Raw genomic sequence first — 20,521 nt, 5'->3', positions numbered from 1 at the left:
ACGTGCGTCATAGCGGCGAACGTTCGCCGCCAATAGCGATAGCTTGCGGATAAGCGAAGTGGAATGCCATTTCATATCCGTCCCTGAGTATGCAATATTGTGCTACATAGAGTGCCGGAGGGCGCCAGCGCTTATACGGCCTGTGAAACCACATCCGCTGGTCGATTACTCCACCGCAAACATCTTGTCGAGTTTGCTGTAGCCCAGTCCGTTGATTTTTTTAACCTTGATCTGTACCGGAATGCGCTCTTTCATCGCTTCAACGTGGCTGATGACGCCAATCGTTTTGCCGGTGGCATTGAGCGCATCGAGCGCATCCAGGGCGGTATCCAGCGTTTCGCTGTCCAGCGTGCCGAAACCTTCGTCGAGGAACAGGGAGTCAATCCGCGTTTTGTGGCTGACCAGATCGGACAACGCCAGCGCCAGCGCCAGACTCACGAGGAAGCTCTCGCCGCCGGAGAGCGTGCGCGTGTCACGCACGGCATCGGCCTGCCAGGTATCAACCACTTCCAGCTCCAGCGCTTCGCTGGCCTTGCGCTGCAACAGATAGCGGCCGTGCAGACGGGTCAACTGGTTGTTGGCAAGCCAGACCAGATTATCCAGCGTTAGCCCCTGGGCAAACTTGCGGAACTTATCTCCCTCTTTCGAGCCGATCAGCGCATTCAGATATCCCCAGTCTTCGACCTGCTGCGCGACCTTTTCCATCTCCTGCATCAGCGCCTGCTGCTGCTGGCGGCTGTCAGCATCCTGTTTCAACTGCTGGCGAATTTCGCCCTGACGAGTGGTGTTATCCCGTAGCTTCTGGGTGAGTTTTGCCAGCGCATCGTGCAGTTGTTGTGCCGTGAGTGTGAGATCCACCCCAGTTGGAAACTGTTGTTGATGAGTCGCCAGCGCCTGCTGAGCCTGATTAAGCAGGGTTTGCGCCTGTTGCTGCTGGCCTTCGAGTGACTGCTTTAACTGCTCAAGACGGGTGAAGGTCTCTTCATCCAGCAGGGCGGCAATAAAGGCATCGCGTTCGGGAAAAATACTGGCCTGCAATGCGGCATCAAACTGTGCCTGAATTTCTGCGGCGCGCTGAACGTCCTGCGCCTCCTGCTGTTGCAACGTTTGCCACTGCCCCTGTAAGGAGAGGCAATCGTCGTGCACCTGCCGCCAGTTTTCCAGCGACAGACCCTTATTGTTTTCAGGAAGTGCCTCGGTTTCTGGCAGCGTTTCCAGCAGCGGCGCAAGCTGGGCTATTTGGGTCTGTAAAGCGCTCAGTTCGCTCTGGCGTTGTTGCCACATTTGGGCTTCGTTCGCCCGTTCGCTTAGCCATGAGGCGACGTTATCCTCAGCCGGAAGGGACAGGCCATGACGGGCCAGCTCGGCGGTTAGCGCCGCCTGACGCTGTTCAATATGCTGCTGGAGCTGAGTTATTTGCTCTGTATGCGCGGCGATTTGCGCCTGCAGGGTATGGCGCAGGCTCAATTGGTGAAGCTGCTGCTCATGCTCTTCCTGGGTAGCAAGCCATGGGGCGATGTCATCCTGCGGTTGCAGCGTCACGTTGAGGCTGGCGGTGACCGTCTGCCACTCTTGAGTAAGTGCTTGCTCCTCCTGAGAAAGCGTCTGTACTTCGCGTTCATCCCGCTGAAGCTGCTGGCTTATTGCCTCGAGCTGTCCGCGTAGCGTTGAACCCTCATCGGCCAGCGTTTTAACCTCTTTTTCCAGCGCCTCACGTCGCGTCTGATTCACGCTCAGTTCGAGCGTTTGATAGCGCTCAATTGCCGGATGTGCGGTGGAGCCGCAAAGCGGGCAAGGCATACCGGATTGCAGTAATGCCCGCTGGCTTTCCAGATCTTTGATACGGGCTTCCTGCTCACAAATGATTCTCACATCGGCAAGCTGCTGATTTTTATCTTTATAACGTTGACGTTTTTCGGCAAGCACCGCGTTGCGTTGAGTCAGCTCATGCTGACGCTGTACAAGCGTGGCGCGTAGCTGCGCCAGCTGCTTTTGCTTCGGGGCGATTTGTCCGTGCAGGTTGCTCAGTCGCTGACGTAACGGACGACGCTGCACATGTTGCGCCAGCGCTTGTGTTACCTCCTGCGGCGAAAGGGTCAGCGTGGGAAGCGCCAGCGCATCGAGCTTACGCATGTCGTTCTCTCGCAACTGCTGCCACTGGCGTAGCTGGGCACTGGCATCGGACTGTTGGGCCAGCAGTGCTTTCCAGCCTGCCAGTTCGCTACTCCACAAGCGGAAGCGGTCATGTTCGTTCAGCCAGTCGGTTAGCGTCTGTTGTCCGGCGAGCATCGCGGTCGATTGCGTGTGCGCCTGCTGACGGATGCGCCCGCGCAGCGCTAAGCTGCTTTGTAAGCGAGCATTCACTTCCTGAATCTTCTGCCGCGTGCGCGCGATAGTAGCCGTTTGTTCCTGGATTCGCTCCCAGTGTGGGCGTAACGCTCTGGCCGGTTGCGCCAGACTCAGCGCCGCCAGTTGTGGCTGCGCGTCTTCTTGCGCCTGAAGAGCAGCCTGTAATGCCTGCTGGTGGCGATTTATGTCCGTTTGTAGCTCATTTTGCCGAATAAGCCAGTTGAGGTGCTGTTGCTGGACGTGCTGGCTGGTAATGTATTGTTTTTCTTCGTCAGTAAGTACCTGCAAACTCTCTGTCAGGGATTGCACCTGCTCTGGTGCTAATAACGCAACGCCACTGGCCTGGGCCTGCAGTTTTTCCAGCGCCGTACGCGCTGATTTGTGTTTTTCAAACACCATCGCGGAAATTTGGCCGTAGATCTCAGTGCCGGTTAGCTCTTCCAGCAGCTCGGCGCGCTCTTTCGGTTTGGCATTAAGAAATGCGGCGAACTGCCCCTGAGACAGCAGCATCGAACGGGTAAAACGACCGTAATCCAGCCCGGTAAGCTCGGCGGTCATCTCCAGCTTGTCTTTGACTTTATCGGCGAGGATTTTACCATCGGCGCAGCGGGCCAGTTCTACGCGCGGGACCTGCAGGTTGCCCTCAGGCTGGTTGCGTGCCCGGTTCTGACTCCAGAAAGCGCGGTAGGCTTCGCCCCGCACCTCAAATTCGACCTCGGCCAGACACTCTGCGGTGTCGCGGGTCATCAGGTCGTTTTGCGACTGTGACACGGTATTCAGGCGTGGCGTTTCGTGGTACAGCGCAAGGCAAATCGCGTCCAGCAGGGTGGTTTTCCCCGCCCCCGTTGGTCCGGTGATGGCAAACAGCCCGTTGCTGGCAAAAGGCTCGGCGGTAAAATCGACTTTCCATTCTCCCTTCAGGGAGTTGAGGTTTTTCAGGCGCAGGCTGAGAATTTTCATGCTTCAGCCTCCCCGGCAAGCGTGTGCAAGGTTGCGCTAAACAGCTGGTTAAGCCGCTCACGCTGTGGTTCTTCGAGTTCTTCCAGCGCCAGACGGCGGTCAAAAACTTCCGCCACACTCAGTTCACTTAACGTTTCACGCCGTTCATTGGCCATGATACGTTCGCGCTGTTCCCGGCTGCGGCGCACCAGTAACACCTCTACCGGTAAATCTTCGGTTAAGGCCTGGATTTTGCGCTGCATATCATGCAGATAGTCGTCGGTGGTGATTTCAATATCCAGCCACACCGGCGGCTCTTGCTGCATGTCGCGCCACTGGTCAAGCTGGGCGGTAATGGCGGCTAAATCGCCTTTCAGTACTGCAAGCTGCTGCGTGACCGGGACGGTGAGATTTTCAACGGCGCTGAGTTTCCCCGCTTCAAAGCTCACCAGATGTACACATTTGTTTTTGCCGCACTCGTCAAAACTGAGCGCAATCGGCGAACCGCAGTAGCGGATATGTTCCGTGCCGCCGATAACCTGCGCCCGGTGAATATGTCCCAGCGCGATGTAGTCCGCTGGTGGGAAGTTTTGTGCCGGGAAGGCGTCCAGCGTACCGATATAAATGTCACGTACGGCGTCACTTTTACTGGCGCCGACGGTGGTCAAATGTCCGGTCGCAATGATGGGGATATTCCGATCGCCGCGCAGCGTACAGGCGTCCTGATACTGCTGCTGGTAATAATCAGTAATCGCGCCCAGCAAATGCTGCTGTTTTTCTTGTCCTGTCAGTCCAGCCTGGCTGGTGATGATGTCGCGCGGACGTAAAAAAGGAACCGGACACAGGATTGCCCCCGGGGTGCCGTCGCGTTGTAGCAGAATTTGCGGCGCATGGCCGGCGCTGGCAACGACCGTGGTGTTGAGAAATGCCAGAATGTCGCGAGATTCATTGAGCGTGGCGACGGAGTCGTGGTTACCTGCCAGCACCACCAGATGACAGCCGGTTTGCTGCAAATTGACGACAAAGCGGTTATACAGCTCTCGGGCATAGCTTGGCGGTGAGCCAGTATCGAAAATATCGCCTGCCACAATTATGGCATCCACCTGCTGGGATTGCGCCGTTTCCAGCAGCCAGTCGAGAAAGGCCTGATGTTCAGCGGCGCGGCTCTTGCTGTAGAAATTTTGGCCCAGATGCCAGTCAGACGTGTGAAGGATACGCATAAGAGTTCCATGACGATAAAACAATGGCGGGGATTATAACCCTGTAAGGACGTTAATATCTTGTCTCCGGGCTGTCATAATTCACCGGGCTGCGTTAAACCTGGGCTATCTTTTCATAAATCTGTCATAAAACTGACGCATAATGGCACTGTATTGATGGCAAACGATTTAATTATAAACAGGGCAAATCATGGCGAGACGTATTCTGGTCGTAGAAGATGAAGCTCCAATTCGTGAAATGGTCTGCTTCGTGCTCGAGCAAAACGGATTTCAACCCGTTGAAGCCGAAGACTATGACAGTGCTGTGAACCAACTCAATGAACCCTGGCCGGATCTCGTCTTACTTGACTGGATGCTTCCCGGCGGCTCGGGTCTGCAGTTTATTAAACATCTCAAGCGCGAAGCGATGACGCGGGACATCCCTGTGATGATGCTGACGGCGAGAGGTGAAGAGGAAGACCGCGTTCGGGGTCTGGAAACCGGCGCGGATGACTATATTACCAAGCCGTTTTCTCCCAAGGAGCTGGTGGCGCGTATTAAAGCGGTTCTGCGTCGTATTTCCCCGATGGCGGTGGAAGAGGTTATTGAGATGCAGGGGCTAAGCCTTGATCCGACCTCGCATCGCGTGATGACCGGCGAGGATCCGCTGGATATGGGGCCGACCGAATTCAAACTGTTGCACTTCTTTATGACTCACCCTGAGCGTGTCTACAGCCGTGAACAACTCCTCAATCATGTCTGGGGAACCAATGTCTACGTGGAAGACCGGACAGTGGATGTGCATATCCGCCGCTTACGTAAAGCGCTGGAGCACAGCGGACACGATCGTATGGTGCAGACGGTTCGCGGGACGGGATATCGTTTTTCGACCCGCTTCTGACTGACAAGAATCATGGCCTGATGGAGTAGGCCGTAAATGGAGTAAGACGTTTGCTAGAACGATTGTCATGGAAAAGGTTGGTACTGGAGCTGATCCTGTGCTGCATACCGGCATTTATCCTTAGCGCTTTTTTCGGTTACCTGCCCTGGTTTTTACTGGCGTCGGTAACGGGCCTGCTTATCTGGCATTTCTGGAATCTATTACGTTTGTCCTGGTGGCTATGGGTCGACAGAAGCATGACGCCGCCGCCGGGGCGAGGCAGTTGGGAGCCGCTGTTATATGGGCTGCATCAAATGCAGCTTCGCAACAAAAAGCGCCGTCGAGAACTGGGTAACCTGATTAAACGTTTTCGCAGCGGGGCGGAATCGCTACCCGACGCGGTGGTGTTGACCACCGAAGAAGGCGGTATCTTCTGGTGTAACGGACTGGCTCAGCAGGTTCTGGGACTGCGCTGGCCGGACGATAGCGGGCAAAATATTCTTAACCTGCTTCGCTATCCGGAATTCACACAATATCTGAAAACGCGCGACTTTAGCCGGCCTATCAATCTGGTGCTCAATACCGGACGGCATCTGGAAATTCGCGTGATGCCCTACACCGATAAGCAACTGCTGATGGTGGCGCGCGACGTTACCCAGATGCACCAACTTGAAGGTTCACGACGTAACTTTTTTGCCAACGCCAGCCATGAGCTGCGTACGCCGCTGACGGTGTTACAGGGTTACCTGGAAATGATGCAGGAGCATCCGCTGGAAGGGACGACGCGTGAAAAAGCGCTGCATACCATGCGTGAACAAACGTACCGCATGGAAGGACTGGTGAAACAGCTGCTGACGCTGTCAAAAATTGAGGCTGCACCGACGTTGCAACTGAATGAGAAGGTCGATGTACCCATGATGCTGCGCGTAGTTGAGCATGAAGCGCAGACGCTGAGCCAGCAAAAACATACGTTTACCTTTGATGTTGATAACAGCCTGAACGTGCGGGGTAACGAGGAACAGTTGCGTAGCGCTATCTCGAATCTCGTCTACAACGCAGTAAACCACACGCCTGCGGGAACGCACATTACCGTACGCTGGCAGCATGTGGCGTCGGGGGCGGAGTTTTGTGTGGAAGATAACGGTCCGGGCATTGCCGCCGAGCATATTCCACGTTTGACCGAACGTTTTTACCGAGTGGATAAAGCGCGATCGCGGCAAACAGGCGGTAGCGGGCTGGGTCTGGCCATCGTGAAGCATGCGCTGCATCATCACGACAGCCGCTTGAATATCGAAAGCGAACCAGGTCAGGGGACGCGATTTAGTTTCGTGATCCCAGAACGTTTGATTGCCAAAAGTAACGGTTAAAGCACATTCGTAAGATTAACTTTCCAAAAGCCAGCACAAGCTGGCTTTTTCCATGCGGTCAATATATGACTCCTGAATTTTACGACGTTTGATTGTTTTTTGTTCGAACTATTACCCATACCTTTTTCCATGAAATGGTGTTTTGTGCTAACCCAATTTTTCATATCGCTATATTGTTCTGGTTTTTGGATCCCACCTTGCTTTAAAACGTTATAAGCGTTTAAATTGCGCTCCAGGTGCTGTCATACCGACTGCATTTGCGCGGTAAATCGAAAAACTATTCTTCGCCGCGCCAGCTCGGGAGTGTTTCCCGCTGGAATTGAGCAAAAATGCCGCTGTATTGTCCCCCAGGGAAAGGCAAAAATTTATTATTTTCAACACCACATCCACAGGCAGTAAGACTTTATGACCCATCAGTTAAAATCGCGCGATATTATCGCTTTGGGATTTATGACATTTGCACTGTTCGTTGGTGCAGGTAACATCATCTTCCCCCCAATGGTTGGTTTGCAGGCAGGTGAACACGTCTGGACTGCGGCTTTTGGCTTTTTGATTACCGCCGTTGGTTTGCCGGTGCTTACCGTTGTCGCGCTGGCGAAAGTCGGTGGTGGTGTGGACCGACTGAGCACGCCTATCGGTAAAGTCGCCGGTCTGCTGCTGGCGACCGTTTGCTATCTGGCAGTTGGGCCGTTATTTGCTACTCCACGTACCGCGACGGTCTCTTTCGAAGTCGGGATTGCACCGCTGACCGGTGACTCTGCGTTGCCGCTGTTTATCTATAGCGTTATCTATTTCGCGATTGTCATTCTGGTTTCACTGTATCCGGGTAAACTGCTGGATACGGTTGGTAATTTCCTGGCGCCGCTGAAAATTCTGGCGCTGGTGGTACTGTCTGTCGCTGCAATTGTCTGGCCAGCGGGCCCGATCAGTAATGCGATGGAGGCCTATCAAACTGCGGCGTTTTCTAATGGCTTCGTGAACGGGTATCTGACCATGGATACGCTGGGCGCGATGGTATTTGGTATTGTTATCGTTAACGCTGCTCGCTCGCGTGGCGTTACTGAAGCGCGTCTGCTGACCCGTTACACCGTTTGGGCGGGTTTGATGGCGGGTGTGGGCTTAACGCTGCTGTATCTCGCGCTGTTCCGTCTGGGTTCAGATAGCGCGATTCTGGTCGATCAGTCTGCTAACGGCGCGGCAATTTTGCATGCGTATGTTCAGCACACCTTTGGTGGCGCGGGAAGCTTCCTGCTGGCGGCGCTGATTTTCATCGCCTGTCTGGTCACCGCGGTTGGCCTGACCTGCGCATGCGCAGAGTTCTTTGCCCAGTATGTTCCACTGTCTTATCGTACGCTGGTATTTATCCTCGGCGGCTTCTCGATGGTGGTCTCTAACCTGGGTCTGAGCCATCTGATTCAGATCTCTATTCCGGTGCTGACGGCTATCTATCCGCCATGTATCGCACTGGTTGTATTAAGCTTTACCCGCTCATGGTGGCATAATTCTTCCCGCGTCATTGCACCTGCGATGTTTATCAGCCTGATTTTTGGTATCCTTGATGGCATTAAAGCTTCTGCAATTGGCGACGTGTTACCGGCCTGGACCCAGCGTTTACCGCTGGCGGAGCAGGGGCTGGCGTGGTTGATGCCAACAGTCGTGATGGTGATCCTGGCAGTTATCTGGGATCGCGCAGCGGGTCGACAAGTGACCTCCAGCGCACACTAATATCACTGACAATAAGTTTTAACCACGGGGCTATTAATATGGCCCCGTGGTTTTTTTATTGTGTTAACAGGTTAGGAATCGATGGAAAGTAATAACAAGCTAAAGCGTGGGCTGAGCACCCGGCACATTCGCTTTATGGCATTAGGTTCAGCAATTGGCACTGGGCTGTTCTACGGCTCGGCCGATGCCATCAAAATGGCGGGGCCAAGCGTATTGCTGGCCTATATTATCGGCGGTGTAGCGGCGTATATTATTATGCGTGCGCTGGGCGAAATGTCCGTTCATAACCCGGCTGCCAGCTCCTTCTCGCGCTACGCGCAGGAAAACCTTGGACCGCTGGCAGGCTACATCACCGGCTGGACCTACTGTTTTGAAATCCTGATTGTCGCTATTGCCGACGTGACTGCCTTTGGTATTTACATGGGGGTCTGGTTCCCTGCCGTTCCGCACTGGATTTGGGTCCTCAGCGTGGTGCTGATTATCTGCGCCATCAACCTGATGAGCGTGAAGGTGTTTGGCGAGCTGGAGTTCTGGTTTTCGTTCTTTAAGGTCGCCACCATTATCATCATGATTGTCGCCGGTTTCGGCATCATCATTTGGGGGATTGGCAACGGCGGGCAACCGACCGGTATCCATAACCTGTGGAGCAACGGCGGTTTCTTCAGCAACGGCTGGCTCGGCATGGTGATGTCGTTACAAATGGTAATGTTCGCCTACGGCGGGATTGAGATTATCGGGATTACCGCAGGTGAAGCCAAAGACCCGGAAAAATCTATTCCGCGCGCCATCAATTCCGTACCGATGCGCATCCTCGTGTTTTACGTGGGGACGCTGTTCGTCATCATGTCCATTTACCCATGGAACCAGGTTGGCACCGACGGTAGCCCGTTCGTTCTGACGTTCCAGCATATGGGCATTACCTTTGCCGCCGGGATCCTCAACTTTGTCGTACTGACCGCGTCGCTGTCGGCCATCAACTCTGACGTCTTCGGCGTGGGTCGTATGTTGCACGGTATGGCAGAGCAGGGCAGCGCCCCGAAAATGTTCGCTAAGACCTCGCGTCGTGGCGTGCCGTGGGTCACGGTGATGGTGATGACCATCGCGCTGCTGTTTGCGGTGTATCTTAACTACATCATGCCGGAAAACGTCTTCCTGGTGATCGCCTCTCTGGCGACCTTCGCCACGGTATGGGTGTGGATTATGATCCTGCTGTCGCAGATTGCCTTCCGTCGTCGTCTGCCGCCGGAAGAGGTCAAGGCATTGAAATTTAAAGTGCCGGGTGGGGTTGTGACGACCGTTATTGGCCTAATTTTCCTGGTCTTTATCATCGCGCTTATCGGCTATCATCCGGATACCCGTATTTCGCTGTACGTCGGCTTTGCGTGGATTATCCTGCTGCTGGCCGGCTGGGTTTTCAAGCGCCGTCGCGAGCGTCAACTGGCTGAAGCGCAGTAATATTTTTGCCGGGTAGCCTGATGTTACCCGGCAATTTTCTCCTCCCCCGAGCTCCTCCCCCAATAAACGTTAAGATGAGGAGTGATCCTGCACTTCGCTATGGCAAGGTGACGTCATTATCATCAAAGGGGATACGTGATGTTGAACGCCTGGCACCTTCCGGTTGCCCCATTTGTTAAGCAAAACAAAGATCAACTGACGATTACATTATGGCTGGCGGGGGAGAATCCACCCCAGCGGGTGACGCTACGCGCAGAAAACGATAACGAAGAGATTTCGCTGGCTATGCACAAGCAGCGCAGCCAGCCGCAGCCGGGCGTGACCGCGTGGCGAGCGGCAATCGATCTCTCCAGCGGGCAGCCTCGTCGACGCTATAGCTTTAAATTACTTTGGCTCGATCGTCAGCTGTGGTTTACCCCGCAGGGTTTCAGCCGTTTTCCGCCTGCGCGTCTGGAGCAGTTTGCGATTGATGTGCCGGATAACGGTCCGCAGTGGGTCGCCGATCAGATTTTCTATCAAATTTTCCCGGACCGTTTTGCCCGCAGCCAGTCGCGTGAAGCGGCTCAGGATAATGTCTATTACCACCACGCGGCCGGGCACGATATTGTGCGGCGCGAGTGGGACGAGCCGCTTATGGCTCAGGCCGGCGGCTCCACGTTTTATGGCGGTGATTTGGATGGCATCAGTGAAAAGCTGCCGTACCTGAAAACGTTAGGGGTCACGGCGCTGTATCTGAATCCGGTGTTTACCGCGCCGAGCGTGCATAAATACGATACCGAAGATTACCGCCATGTTGATCCACAGTTTGGCGGCGACAGGGCACTGCTGCGCCTGCGTCACAACACCCAACGGCAGGGCATACGGCTGATTCTCGACGGTGTTTTTAACCATAGCGGCGATTCGCACGCCTGGTTTGACCGGCATAATCGGGGAACCGACGGGGCGTGCCATAATCCGCAATCTCCCTGGCGCGACTGGTATCATTTTTCAGATGATGGTGTCGCGCTCGACTGGCTGGGGTATGCCAGCCTGCCTAAGCTGGACTTTTCCTCCGCAAGTCTGGTGAATGAAATTTATCGCGGCGAAGACAGTATCGTCCGCCACTGGCTGAAAGCGCCGTGGAGTATGGACGGCTGGCGTCTGGATGTGGTGCACATGCTGGGAGAGACCGGTGGCGCGCGCAACAACCTGCAGCACGTGGCCGGTATTACGCAGGCGGCAAAAGAAACCCAGCCAGAGGCGTATGTGGTGGGCGAACATTTTGGCGATGCGCGCCAGTGGTTGCAGGCTGATGCCGAAGATGCCGCCATGAACTATCGCGGCTTTACTTTCCCCCTCTGGGGATTCCTCGCCAATACTGATATCTCATACGATCCGCAATCTATTGATGCCCAGACCTGTATGGCGTGGATGGACAACTACCGTGCGGGTTTGTCGCATCAGCAGCAACTGCGGATGTTTAATCAGCTCGACAGCCACGATACCGCCCGTTTTAAATCTCTGCTTGGTAAAGACGTTGCACGGTTACCGCTGGCGGTGGTGTGGCTGTTTACCTGGCCTGGCGTGCCCTGTATTTACTACGGTGACGAAGTGGGGCTGGATGGGAACAACGATCCATTTTGTCGCAAACCGTTCCCGTGGCAGCCTGAAAAACAGGACGCTAACCTGCTGGCGTTGTACCGGCGGCTGGCTAAATTACGCCATCAAAGCCAGGCGTTACGCCATGGCGGTTGTCAGGTGATTTACGCCGAGGATAACGTGGTGGTGTTTGTCCGCGTGCTAAACCGTCAGCGCGTGTTGGTGGCGATTAACCGTGGCCACGCCTGTGAAGTGGTCCTGCCAGCCTCGCCATTACTGAGCGTCAGCCAATGGCAGCACAAAGAGGGTAAAGGCGTGCTTGCTGATGATATCCTGACGCTGCCGGCGATTACCGCCTCGGTGTGGTCAGGTCATTGATATAAGCGCGCAACCTCCCGGCTTGCCAGCAGCGCGTCTCGCCACCAGCGCTGTGCCAGCCCATCACGGTTATTGCGCCAGGCCATATAGGCCACGTCTTTTTGGCGAAATGAGATAACCGTTTTTTCCACCAGCTCGCCCGTGGCAAGCCACGGGCTGGCAATATGACGTGGGAGAAATCCGCAGCCCATGCCGGCCCGAAGTAGCATCACTTTACTGTGGAAGTCATCGACGCGGATCTGCGCTTGTTCTTCCATCAGATTGGTTTGTAACGGATGACAAAAGCGCGCACTGTCGCTGATAACAATCGCCCGATGCAGGCACAACTGCTCGTTGGTCAGGCCGTCCGTTGCTGCGGCCAGCGGATGCTCAGGTGCAACGACAAACACATTGTCCAGCGTACCGAGCATTTTGTAGGACCAGGCCGCAGACGTTGGCGGTTCATTAATCGCTCCCAGAATAATATCTGCTCCATTATGGGTCAGTTCCTCCCAGGAACCCGCCAGCGTATGGTGGGTAAAGCTCAGGCGAGTTTGCTTATTCAGCGCGTGAAATTCATCGATAATCGGCAACAGCGAGGCGAGGGGAAAGGAATCGTCCAGCGCAATTGCCAGCTCTTTTTCCCAGCCTGAACTCAGCTGCACTGCCTGCTTTTCGAGATCTTTTGCCGCGCTCAGCAGCAAACGTCCCTTTTCCAGCATCATCTGTCCGGTGTCGGTAAACTTAGCCCGGTGTCCGGAACGGTCAAGCAACTCGATATTCAGGTCGCTTTCCAGCTTTTGAATCATATAGCTGAGTGCCGCAGGGGTTTTAAACAGCGATTCGGCCGCCGCGGCAAATGAACCCTGTTTGTCGAGTGCGTCGAGAATGAGCAAAACATCCAGATTGATGCGCATAAGCAGAAAATATCCTGAAAATTAAACCTCTCTGTTGTACCGAATGAAGAAAAACAATGCCAGTGAATAAATTAGATGAGTTATGCGCATTTTTTTGATGTTGTTTAGGATATATCGCAATACAAAATTAATAGTTTCACAGGATGGTAAGTTTTCTTTAATAACTCGTTAGAAATTTCCCGCTATACTCAACAAGCTTTCTGATTCAGGATCCTGCTGCTGACGGCAGATACAGACCGTTGCCTTTTAACTTATTGATTAAGAAGGTGTGATATGTCTATTCGGGAACTGATTGACCCTCAAAACTCTACGCTTATTTTTATTGATCATCAGCCGCAAATGTCATTTGGTGTAGCGAATATTGATCGCCAGACTTTAAAAAATAATACCGTGGCATTAGCGAAAGCCGGGAAAATATTCAATGTTCCGGTGATTTATACTTCTGTGGAAACGAAAAGTTTTAGCGGATATATCTGGCCAGAATTGTTAGCGGTTCATCCTGATGTAAAACCCATTGAACGCACCTCAATGAACTCCTGGGAAGATGCGGCGTTTGTGAAGGCCGTGGAAGCGACCGGACGTAAAAAACTGATTATCTCCGCGCTGTGGACCGAGGTATGTCTGACTTTCCCTGCGCTGATGGCGCTGGAAGCGGGCTACGAAGTGTATGTGGTGACCGATACTTCCGGCGGTACGTCCGTAGATGCCCATGAACGTTCTATCGATCGTATGGTGCAGGCGGGCGCCGTTCCCGTGACCTGGCAACAGGTTCTTCTCGAGTACCAGCGCGACTGGTCACGCAAAGAAACTTACGACGCCGTTATGGATCTGGTGCGCGAGCACAGCGGCGCTTACGGTATGGGCGTGGATTATGCCTATACCATGGTGCATGGCGCGCCGGAACGTAAAGCTTAAATACACGTCATCCTTCATGTTGCATCTTTGTTGGCTTCGTTTGCGTACCCCGGTCACTTACTTATGTAAGCCCCCGGGGATCCACAACCTTGCCGCCTCGATGCACCATTAATGATTTTGTGTATTGCTTTCCTGGCCTAAGCGGCCTGTTTCCTCTCAACAAGGAACCCTTCATGGCGCAGAGCAAACATGTGACGTTGGTGATTACCCACACCCTGCTACCTGAGCAGGCGCAGCGGTATGAGCAGTGGTTGGGGAAAATCATGCCTGTAGCGGCTGAATTTCCCGGTCATCTCGGCGCGAACGTGATTCGCCCGGCAGATGGCAACAACCTGTGGAACATCATTATCCGCTTCGACACGCTTGAGCATCTGTATAACTGGACCCAGTCCGATACGCGCCGCGTGCTGGTCGAAGAGATTGCTCCACTGCTGGCGGAAGGTGACAAAACCGAAGTTCGTACCGAAGCGGCATTCTGGTTTACGCCGCCCGCGCCCCATGTACGCCAGCCCAAACGCTGGAAACAGTTTCTGATAACCCTGCTGGTGATATTTCCCAGCACCAATCTGGTGCCGTGGTTGACCGGCATGGTGCTGCCTGCAATGAAGGGCTCGTTACTCCTGCATCTCATCAATGATGCCTTTGTGGTTGCGCTGGTGGTCTGGTTCTGGATGCCCATCGTAACCCGTCTGTTTGCCGGATGGCTGAAAAAAGCCTGACCGGTTTCTCAGGAGATTGATATGTCGCAAACTGCCACATTAATTCTGACTCACGGAAAAATTCATACTCTCGAAAAACAAAACCCGCAGGTTGAGGCGGTGGCGATCGCCAATGGTAAAATCCTGGCGACCGGGAGCCACGAGCGGGTAATGAGCTTTGCCGCCGAAGGGACGCAGGTTGTTGATCTGCAGGGACATACGGTGGTCCCGGGTCTGAACGATTCGCACCTGCATCTCATTCGCGGCGGTCTGAATTACAATCTGGAATTGCGTTGGGAAGGCGTGCCGTCGCTGGCGGACGCGCTACGTATGCTTAAAGAGCAGGCGGACAGAACGCCGTCGCCGCAATGGGTACGCGTGGTGGGAGGTTGGAGTGAATTCCAGTTTGCCGAACGTCGCATGCCAACCCTCGAAGAACTGAATGAAGCTGCTCCCGATACTCCGGTTTTTGTTCTGCATCTCTACGACCGGGCTTTGCTCAACCGCGCCGCGCTGAAAGCCGTCGGTTACACCAAAGCGACGCCGGATCCGGCGGGCGGAGAGATTGTGCGTGATAGCAACGGCAACCCGACCGGAATGTTGATCGCCAAACCCAATGCCATGATCCTTTATTCGACGCTGGCAAAAGGACCAAAACTGCCGCTGGAAATGCAGGTTAACTCGACCCGTCAGTTTATGCGCGAGCTGAACCGTCTGGGACTGACCAGCGCCATCGATGCGGGTGGCGGGTTCCAGAACTACCCGGAAGATTATGAGATAATTGAGCAGCTACACGCCAATAAACAGATGACGGTGCGTATCGCCTACAACCTGTTTACCCAGCGTCCGAAGCAGGAACTGGAAGACTTTGAACGCTGGACCGATATGCTCAAGCCAGGGCAGGGAACCGACTTCTATCGTGCCAATGGGGCAGGGGAAATGCTGGTTTTCTCGGCCGCGGATTTTGAAGACTTCCTCCAGCCACGCCCGGATCTGCCGGAAGGTATGGAAGATGAGCTGGAGCGCGTGGTGCGACACCTGGTTGAGCACCGCTGGCCGTTCCGCTTGCATGCTACCTACGATGAATCCATCAGCCGAATGCTGGACGTGTTTGAGAAGGTAAATCGTGATATCCCGTTCAATGGTCTGCACTGGTTCTTCGATCACGCCGAAACGATTACCGAACGGAATATCGAGCGTGTAAAAGCGCTGGGGGGCGGGATAGCGGTTCAGCACCGTATGGCGTTCCAGGGCGAATATTTTGTCGATCGCTATGGTAAAGATGCGGTCAAACATACACCGCCGGTGGCGAAAATGCTGGCGGCTGACGTTCCGGTCGGACTGGGGACTGACGCCACCCGCGTGGCCAGCTACAACCCGTGGACCGCGCTCTACTGGCTGGTTTCGGGCCGTACCGTTGGTGGTATGGCGATGTACGATGATAACAATCGCCTGCCACGCGATGTGGCGCTGGAACTGTGGACGGCCGGTAGCGCCTGGTTCTCCAGCGAACAGGGTAAGAAAGGGCGCATCGAGAAAGATCAACTGGCCGACCTGGTGGTGCTGTCTAAAGATTACTTCAGCGTGCCGGAAGAAGAGATCAAAGGCATCGAGTCGGTGATGACCATTGTCGATGGCAAAGTGGTGTACGCGGCAGGGTATTTCACTCCGCTGGCACCGCCAGCCATTCCGGTTGTGCCGGACTGGTCGCCGGTAGTGAAGGTGCCGGGGCACTATCGCTCAGCGCCACCTGCTGCGGCGAAAATTGGCGCAATGGTGCAGATGCACCAGTGCTGCGGCAGCTGCGGCGTACACGGTCACCAGCATGATATTGCGCGTAAGTCGGGGATTCCGGTGTCGGACGATCGGGCTTTCTGGGGCGCACTTGGTTGCTCCTGCTTCGCGTTTTAATCCCTCCTCACAGCCCCTGGCCAAACGCAGGGGCTGATTGTATTTTCTGAAAAGCGGGTCATAGTGTTAACAGATATGGCGTAACTGCAACAAATTGTGTCATTCTGGTCTGTCTTTATACAGTGAAGGTGGAAACATGGATGAGCTGCTAACCCTTGGCTGCATTGTTTTATTCTTCGCGCTGGTAGTGGTACCTTGCCTCGCGATCGTGGCATACAGACGCAGTGCGGCGGTACGTTCCGAACTGGTGGCCTTGCGCCGTCGGGTAGAGGAACTTGAGCTGCGCGGCGTGGTGCCAGAGTCTGTGGCGCAGGCAACAGCCATTGAGCCGACGCCTGCAACAGAGAGTATTTTTTCTGATGCGCCAACGTCTGCGATTAGCAACGTGGTGCCGGAACCTGTCACTGAGCCGACGCCGGAACTTGTTAACCCGTGGGCTTCGCAGCCGAAGCCGGAGAAAGCGGCGGTATCCACGCCCAACGTCGAGCGCCCTTCTGCTTTTGGTGGGGTGATGTCATCGCTGGTGCGCTGGTTTATGCAGGGCAACCCGTTGGCAAAGCTCGGTATTTTGCTCCTGTTCCTGGGGCTTTCTTTCCTGTTGCGTTACACCGTCGAACATTCTTTGTTTCCGCTTGAGCTGCGCCTGGTGGCTGCCGCATTGTTTGCTATTGTCCTGTTGGCACTGGGCTGGCGGTTAAGGCATAAGCAACCGGTCTATGCGCTGATCCTACAGGGCGGGGCTACGGGGGCACTCTATCTCACCGTCTTTGGCGCGTTCCGGCTGTGGCAAATGCTGCCCATGACGCTGGCATTTGCGCTGCTGGTGGCGATTTGCGCGGCCAGTGTGGGTCTGGCTATTTTGCAAAAGGCACTCAGCCTGGCGATGCTGGCAAGCCTTGGCGGCTATCTCGCGCCGCTGCTGCTTTCCACCGGCGGCGGCAGTCATGTCGCACTCTTCTCTTTCTATCTTTTGCTCTCGGTGGGCATTCTCGCCATCAGCATCTGGCAGCACTGGCGGGAGCTGAATCTGCTCGGCCTGCTGTTTACCTTTGGCGTTGGCGGTTTGTGGGGACTGGATGACTATCGGCCTGAGTATTACCTGAGCTGCCAACTTTTCCTGATCGCCAACACCATTATTTTTGGCGTGCTGAGCGTGGCGCTATCGCTTCGGGCGCAGGAAAAAGGCAAACAGATTATTGACGGCGTGCTGCTGTTTGCTCCTCCACTGATAGGTTTTGGCATGCAGTATGCCATTACCCGACATATGGCATATGGTCCGGCGCTCAGCGCGCTAGGCTACGGTGGTTTCTATCTGGTGTTGGCGACGCTTGCTTTGCGGCGTTCGTCTTCTCTGGGGAGACCTCTGGTATTAGCTGCCCTGGCGCTCGGCGGCGCATTTACCACCCTGGCCATTCCGTTGGCGCTTTCAGCCCGTTGGACGGCGATGGCCTGGTCGCTGGAGGGGCTGGGTATCCTCTGGTTGGGCGTGCAACAACAGCAACGACGCATGAGTTATAGCGGTACGGCGCTGCTCGTGCTGGCCGTGGGCAGCGCGCTATGGGCGCTGACGAACGGCACAACCGCACTTTCGATGATGCTGATTTTTGCCGTGCTTAGCCTTAGCTGGCTGGCTGGTGCATGGCTATGGCGCAACATTCGGATACAGGGCAGTTGGGGGCTTCTCGCGGGTGGTTTGCTTTTCTGGATTATTGCACTTGTTGCGGCATCGCAACTCATCCTGAAACAGGATCGGTGGGTGCTGTCTGGCGTGTTGGCATTAATGGCGGTATCGGTTTGGGGCTGGCGAGCGATTGCTGGTCGCCTGGCATGGCGGGAGCTGGATGCCAGTAAATGGCTGTTGTGGCCGATGATGCTCGTGGTGCTGATGTATCAAATCTCTTTGCAGCAGATTTTTGCGGCGGGTTGGCCGAATCTGGCCTGGTGTGCGGCGCTAGTTGTTGCGCTGGCGCTGCTCTGGCGTGACGCGCAGATATTACCGCCAGCGCTTTCCCGGCTGGCGCATTTGTCGTTCTTTTGGATGATTTTATTGGCGCTGGCGGTTGAGCTGTTCTGGTTCGCGCAGGCGCTGCCGTGGGGCAGGGCTGCGTGGGGAAGCGGCCTGATGATGGCGGCTGGTGGGCTGCTGATTTTCATGGTTTATCAAGCTGTTCATCGCAAGCTCTGGCCGTTTCGCATCTGGCCGGCCCTCTATTCTGTTCAGGCGATGATTCCCGTTGCGCTGGCACTGGTCGGTTTGCTCGTGCTGACGAATTTACAGGATGGCGTGGTTTATCGTCAGACGTATCTGCCGTTGCTCAACCCGTTGGAAGAGGGCGCAGCGTTTGCCCTGCTGGGGTTGGTGGTGTTTTATCGCGTGTCTCAACGCTATTTCCCGGTTCAGCTTTCCGTATGTCGCCCATGGCCGCTTGTGGCGCTGATGGCGCTCAGCTTTTGGTGGCTTAATGGTTTGCTGCTGCGCGCGTTGTCCTGGTATGGCGAAGTTGCGTGGAATGTCCAGGCGCTATGGGATTCGCGGCTGATTCAAACCTGTTTTGCTCTGTTCTGGATGTTAGCGGCGCTGGTGGTGATGCTGCGAGCGACCCGGCGTCTCTCGCGCCAGGAATGGCTATGTGGCGCGGTTTTGCTGGGGATAGTCATCGTTAAACTGATGCTGGTGGACAGCGCGGGAGGCGGCGGCCTGGCGCGCGCGGTCGCGTTTATTGGCGTGGCCATTCTGGTGCTGATTATTGGCTATTTTTCACCCTTACCGCCCAAAGCTGGAGAAGAAAAATGAAATGGATGAAAGCGGTTCTCTGGAGTGCTCTGTTAGGAGCAACCGGCGCTGCGTCGGGCAGTAATACGGCTACAGATGCGCCAGCAGACTACGCGACGGGAGTGAAGCTCTTTACGCCTGGGTCAGAGCAATGGTATAGCCTCCCTCTGCCTTTAGCGGTATACCACGAGGCAGTCTGGCCGGACTTACGTGATATCAGGGTGTTCAACCGTCAGGGTGACGTAGTGCCTTTCACTCTGCTGGCAGAAAAAGCGCAGGCAACATCCCCGAAAACCATTCCTCTGCGCCTTTTCCCGTTTGATTCTACGGCGCAGCAGGTGACGCCAACGCAAGATAATGAACGACCCGCGGTCCTGCTGCGTTCTAAAAATGGCATAGAAATTCGCTTCGAAAGTGAAAACCAGCAATCCATCGGGCAGAGTTATTTAATCGCTTTGCCAGACGATGTGAAAGAGACGCCATCGCTGTCCCAGTTACGTTTGATCTGGGATGCGCCTGCGAAAAACTGGCAGGGAACGGCATCGCTTTATTACAGCCGCGATTTGCGTGACTGGAGGTTGATTACAGGAAATGCGCCGCTGATGGATCTGACGCATAGCGACGACCGGTTGAAAATGGACACTTTAGGCGTTGATGATTTGCGAATGTCCGCTGATGGCGTCCCCTGGCTGCTGCTGATTCTTGATTCGCAAAGTCCTGCGCTGAATCTGAGCGGGGTGAGTGGGATAACCCGTGAGGAGCCTTCGCTTATCCGGCCTGTTTCGATGAATGCTGAAGCGGAGAGAATCGCCGGAAACCAGGCGATTTGGCGGTGGTCCAGGCCGCAACCGTTGACCTCATTACAGGTTTCACTGGATAACGAAGGCGTGCTGCCGGTTGAGCTTGAATGGCGCAAGGCAGAAAAAGAGGCCTGGCAGCCTTTAACCCGAACGGTTCTCTACAATCTGGAAAATCAGTATTCGGATGATATTCCGCTCTCCGGTGAATTGGTTGAGGCTGTCCGGATGACGACGCTTCAGGCGCGTTTGCCTGCCACCTTACCCGTGCTCAGAGGGGAGCGTGACAGCTATAAAGTGATTTTTAACGCGCAAGGCCAAAGCCCGTTTATCCTGGCATGGGGAAACAAAGCGGCGGAACCGGCGAGCATCAGTCTGGCGATGCTGATCCCGGAGGCGTTACGCAAACATAACGACCCCGACAAAATGTCGCAGGCTTTTGAGGATGAACGGGTCACCCTGGGTGGCGAGGCGAGGCTGACGGCAACGTCAGTCGCTGAGCAACAAAGCCAGTGGAAAACGCTGTTGGTATGGGGTGCGTTGATACTTGGCGTCGCCGTACTGGCTCTGATGGCGTGGAGAATCTGGCGAGAAGTGAAAAAGGGTAATCCGACATAAACCAATAAAAAAGGCCCGCATTGCGGGCCTTTTGTCGATTCAT

The 20,521-nt window shown here is 54.9% G+C and carries 13 protein-coding genes; 10 read left to right on the top strand and 3 right to left on the bottom strand.

All coding sequences use genetic code 11. The features are described 5' to 3' along the window. Positions 1 to 165 precede the first annotated feature (165 nt). The gene (sbcC, locus tag WHR59_RS18340; RefSeq protein ID WP_338843352.1) at positions 166 to 3,309 is read right to left on the bottom strand and encodes an exonuclease subunit SbcC; all 3,144 of its coding nucleotides are present in this window, start codon (positions 3,307 to 3,309) and stop codon (positions 166 to 168) included. After that, positions 3,306 to 4,508, bottom strand: a complete 1,203-nt coding sequence (sbcD, locus tag WHR59_RS18335; RefSeq protein WP_075145079.1) for an exonuclease subunit SbcD — start codon at positions 4,506 to 4,508, stop codon at positions 3,306 to 3,308. Before sbcD ends, sbcC begins: the two co-directional genes overlap by 4 nt. Before the next feature lie 190 nt (positions 4,509 to 4,698). Here sbcD and phoB point away from each other — a divergent pair, with 190 nt between their 5' ends. The 5 genes from phoB (at position 4,699) to malZ (ending at position 11,870) form a co-directional block, all read left to right on the top strand. Beyond that, positions 4,699 to 5,388, top strand: coding sequence for a phosphate response regulator transcription factor PhoB (gene phoB / locus WHR59_RS18330; RefSeq protein ID WP_003021496.1), 690 nt, complete (start codon positions 4,699 to 4,701; stop codon positions 5,386 to 5,388). A gap of 50 nt (positions 5,389 to 5,438) precedes the next feature. After that, on the top strand, positions 5,439 to 6,734 hold the full coding sequence (phoR, locus tag WHR59_RS18325) for a phosphate regulon sensor histidine kinase PhoR (protein WP_087051642.1): 1,296 nt from the start codon (positions 5,439 to 5,441) through the stop codon (positions 6,732 to 6,734). A gap of 405 nt (positions 6,735 to 7,139) precedes the next feature. Next, positions 7,140 to 8,459 (top strand): branched-chain amino acid transporter carrier protein BrnQ, encoded by a 1,320-nt coding sequence (gene brnQ, locus WHR59_RS18320; RefSeq protein WP_043015372.1) that lies wholly within the window; start codon positions 7,140 to 7,142, stop codon positions 8,457 to 8,459. A gap of 81 nt (positions 8,460 to 8,540) precedes the next feature. Then, positions 8,541 to 9,914 carry a proline-specific permease ProY gene (gene proY, locus WHR59_RS18315; protein WP_016152018.1) on the top strand — a complete coding sequence of 458 codons (1,374 nt, stop codon included), beginning with the start codon at positions 8,541 to 8,543 and terminating at the stop codon, positions 9,912 to 9,914. Positions 9,915 to 10,052: 138 nt separating this feature from the next. Further along, positions 10,053 to 11,870, top strand: a complete 1,818-nt coding sequence (malZ, locus tag WHR59_RS18310) for a maltodextrin glucosidase (protein WP_338843351.1) — start codon at positions 10,053 to 10,055, stop codon at positions 11,868 to 11,870. Here malZ and WHR59_RS18305 read toward each other — a convergent pair. Continuing rightward, complete coding sequence (locus tag WHR59_RS18305) at positions 11,864 to 12,766, bottom strand: LysR substrate-binding domain-containing protein (RefSeq protein WP_047413073.1); 903 nt, start codon at positions 12,764 to 12,766, stop codon at positions 11,864 to 11,866. The genes malZ and WHR59_RS18305 overlap by 7 nt on opposite strands. 273 nt (positions 12,767 to 13,039) lie before the next feature. Here WHR59_RS18305 and WHR59_RS18300 point away from each other — a divergent pair, with 273 nt between their 5' ends. From WHR59_RS18300 to WHR59_RS18280, 5 genes are all read left to right on the top strand, one after another. After that, positions 13,040 to 13,681: a hydrolase gene (locus tag WHR59_RS18300; RefSeq protein WP_003021513.1), complete on the top strand. Its 642-nt coding sequence runs from the start codon at positions 13,040 to 13,042 to the stop codon at positions 13,679 to 13,681. 173 nt (positions 13,682 to 13,854) lie between these two features. Then, positions 13,855 to 14,400: an antibiotic biosynthesis monooxygenase gene (locus WHR59_RS18295; protein WP_043015375.1), complete on the top strand. Its 546-nt coding sequence runs from the start codon at positions 13,855 to 13,857 to the stop codon at positions 14,398 to 14,400. A 21-nt stretch (positions 14,401 to 14,421) separates the two neighbouring features. After that, positions 14,422 to 16,290, top strand: coding sequence for an amidohydrolase (locus WHR59_RS18290; protein ID WP_047413070.1), 1,869 nt, complete (start codon positions 14,422 to 14,424; stop codon positions 16,288 to 16,290). A gap of 136 nt (positions 16,291 to 16,426) precedes the next feature. Continuing rightward, the gene (locus WHR59_RS18285; RefSeq protein ID WP_338843350.1) at positions 16,427 to 19,084 is read left to right on the top strand and encodes a DUF2339 domain-containing protein; all 2,658 of its coding nucleotides are present in this window, start codon (positions 16,427 to 16,429) and stop codon (positions 19,082 to 19,084) included. Next, positions 19,081 to 20,478 (top strand): DUF3999 domain-containing protein, encoded by a 1,398-nt coding sequence (locus WHR59_RS18280; protein WP_338843349.1) that lies wholly within the window; start codon positions 19,081 to 19,083, stop codon positions 20,476 to 20,478. Before WHR59_RS18285 ends, WHR59_RS18280 begins: the two co-directional genes overlap by 4 nt. Positions 20,479 to 20,521 lie beyond the last annotated feature (43 nt).

It is taken from the genome of Citrobacter europaeus (assembly GCF_037482245.1).
Classification (GTDB): Bacteria; Pseudomonadota; Gammaproteobacteria; order Enterobacterales; family Enterobacteriaceae; genus Citrobacter; species Citrobacter europaeus.
The sequence above is the reverse complement of the archived record's forward strand: the minus strand, read 5'-3'. Positions and strand labels throughout refer to the sequence as shown.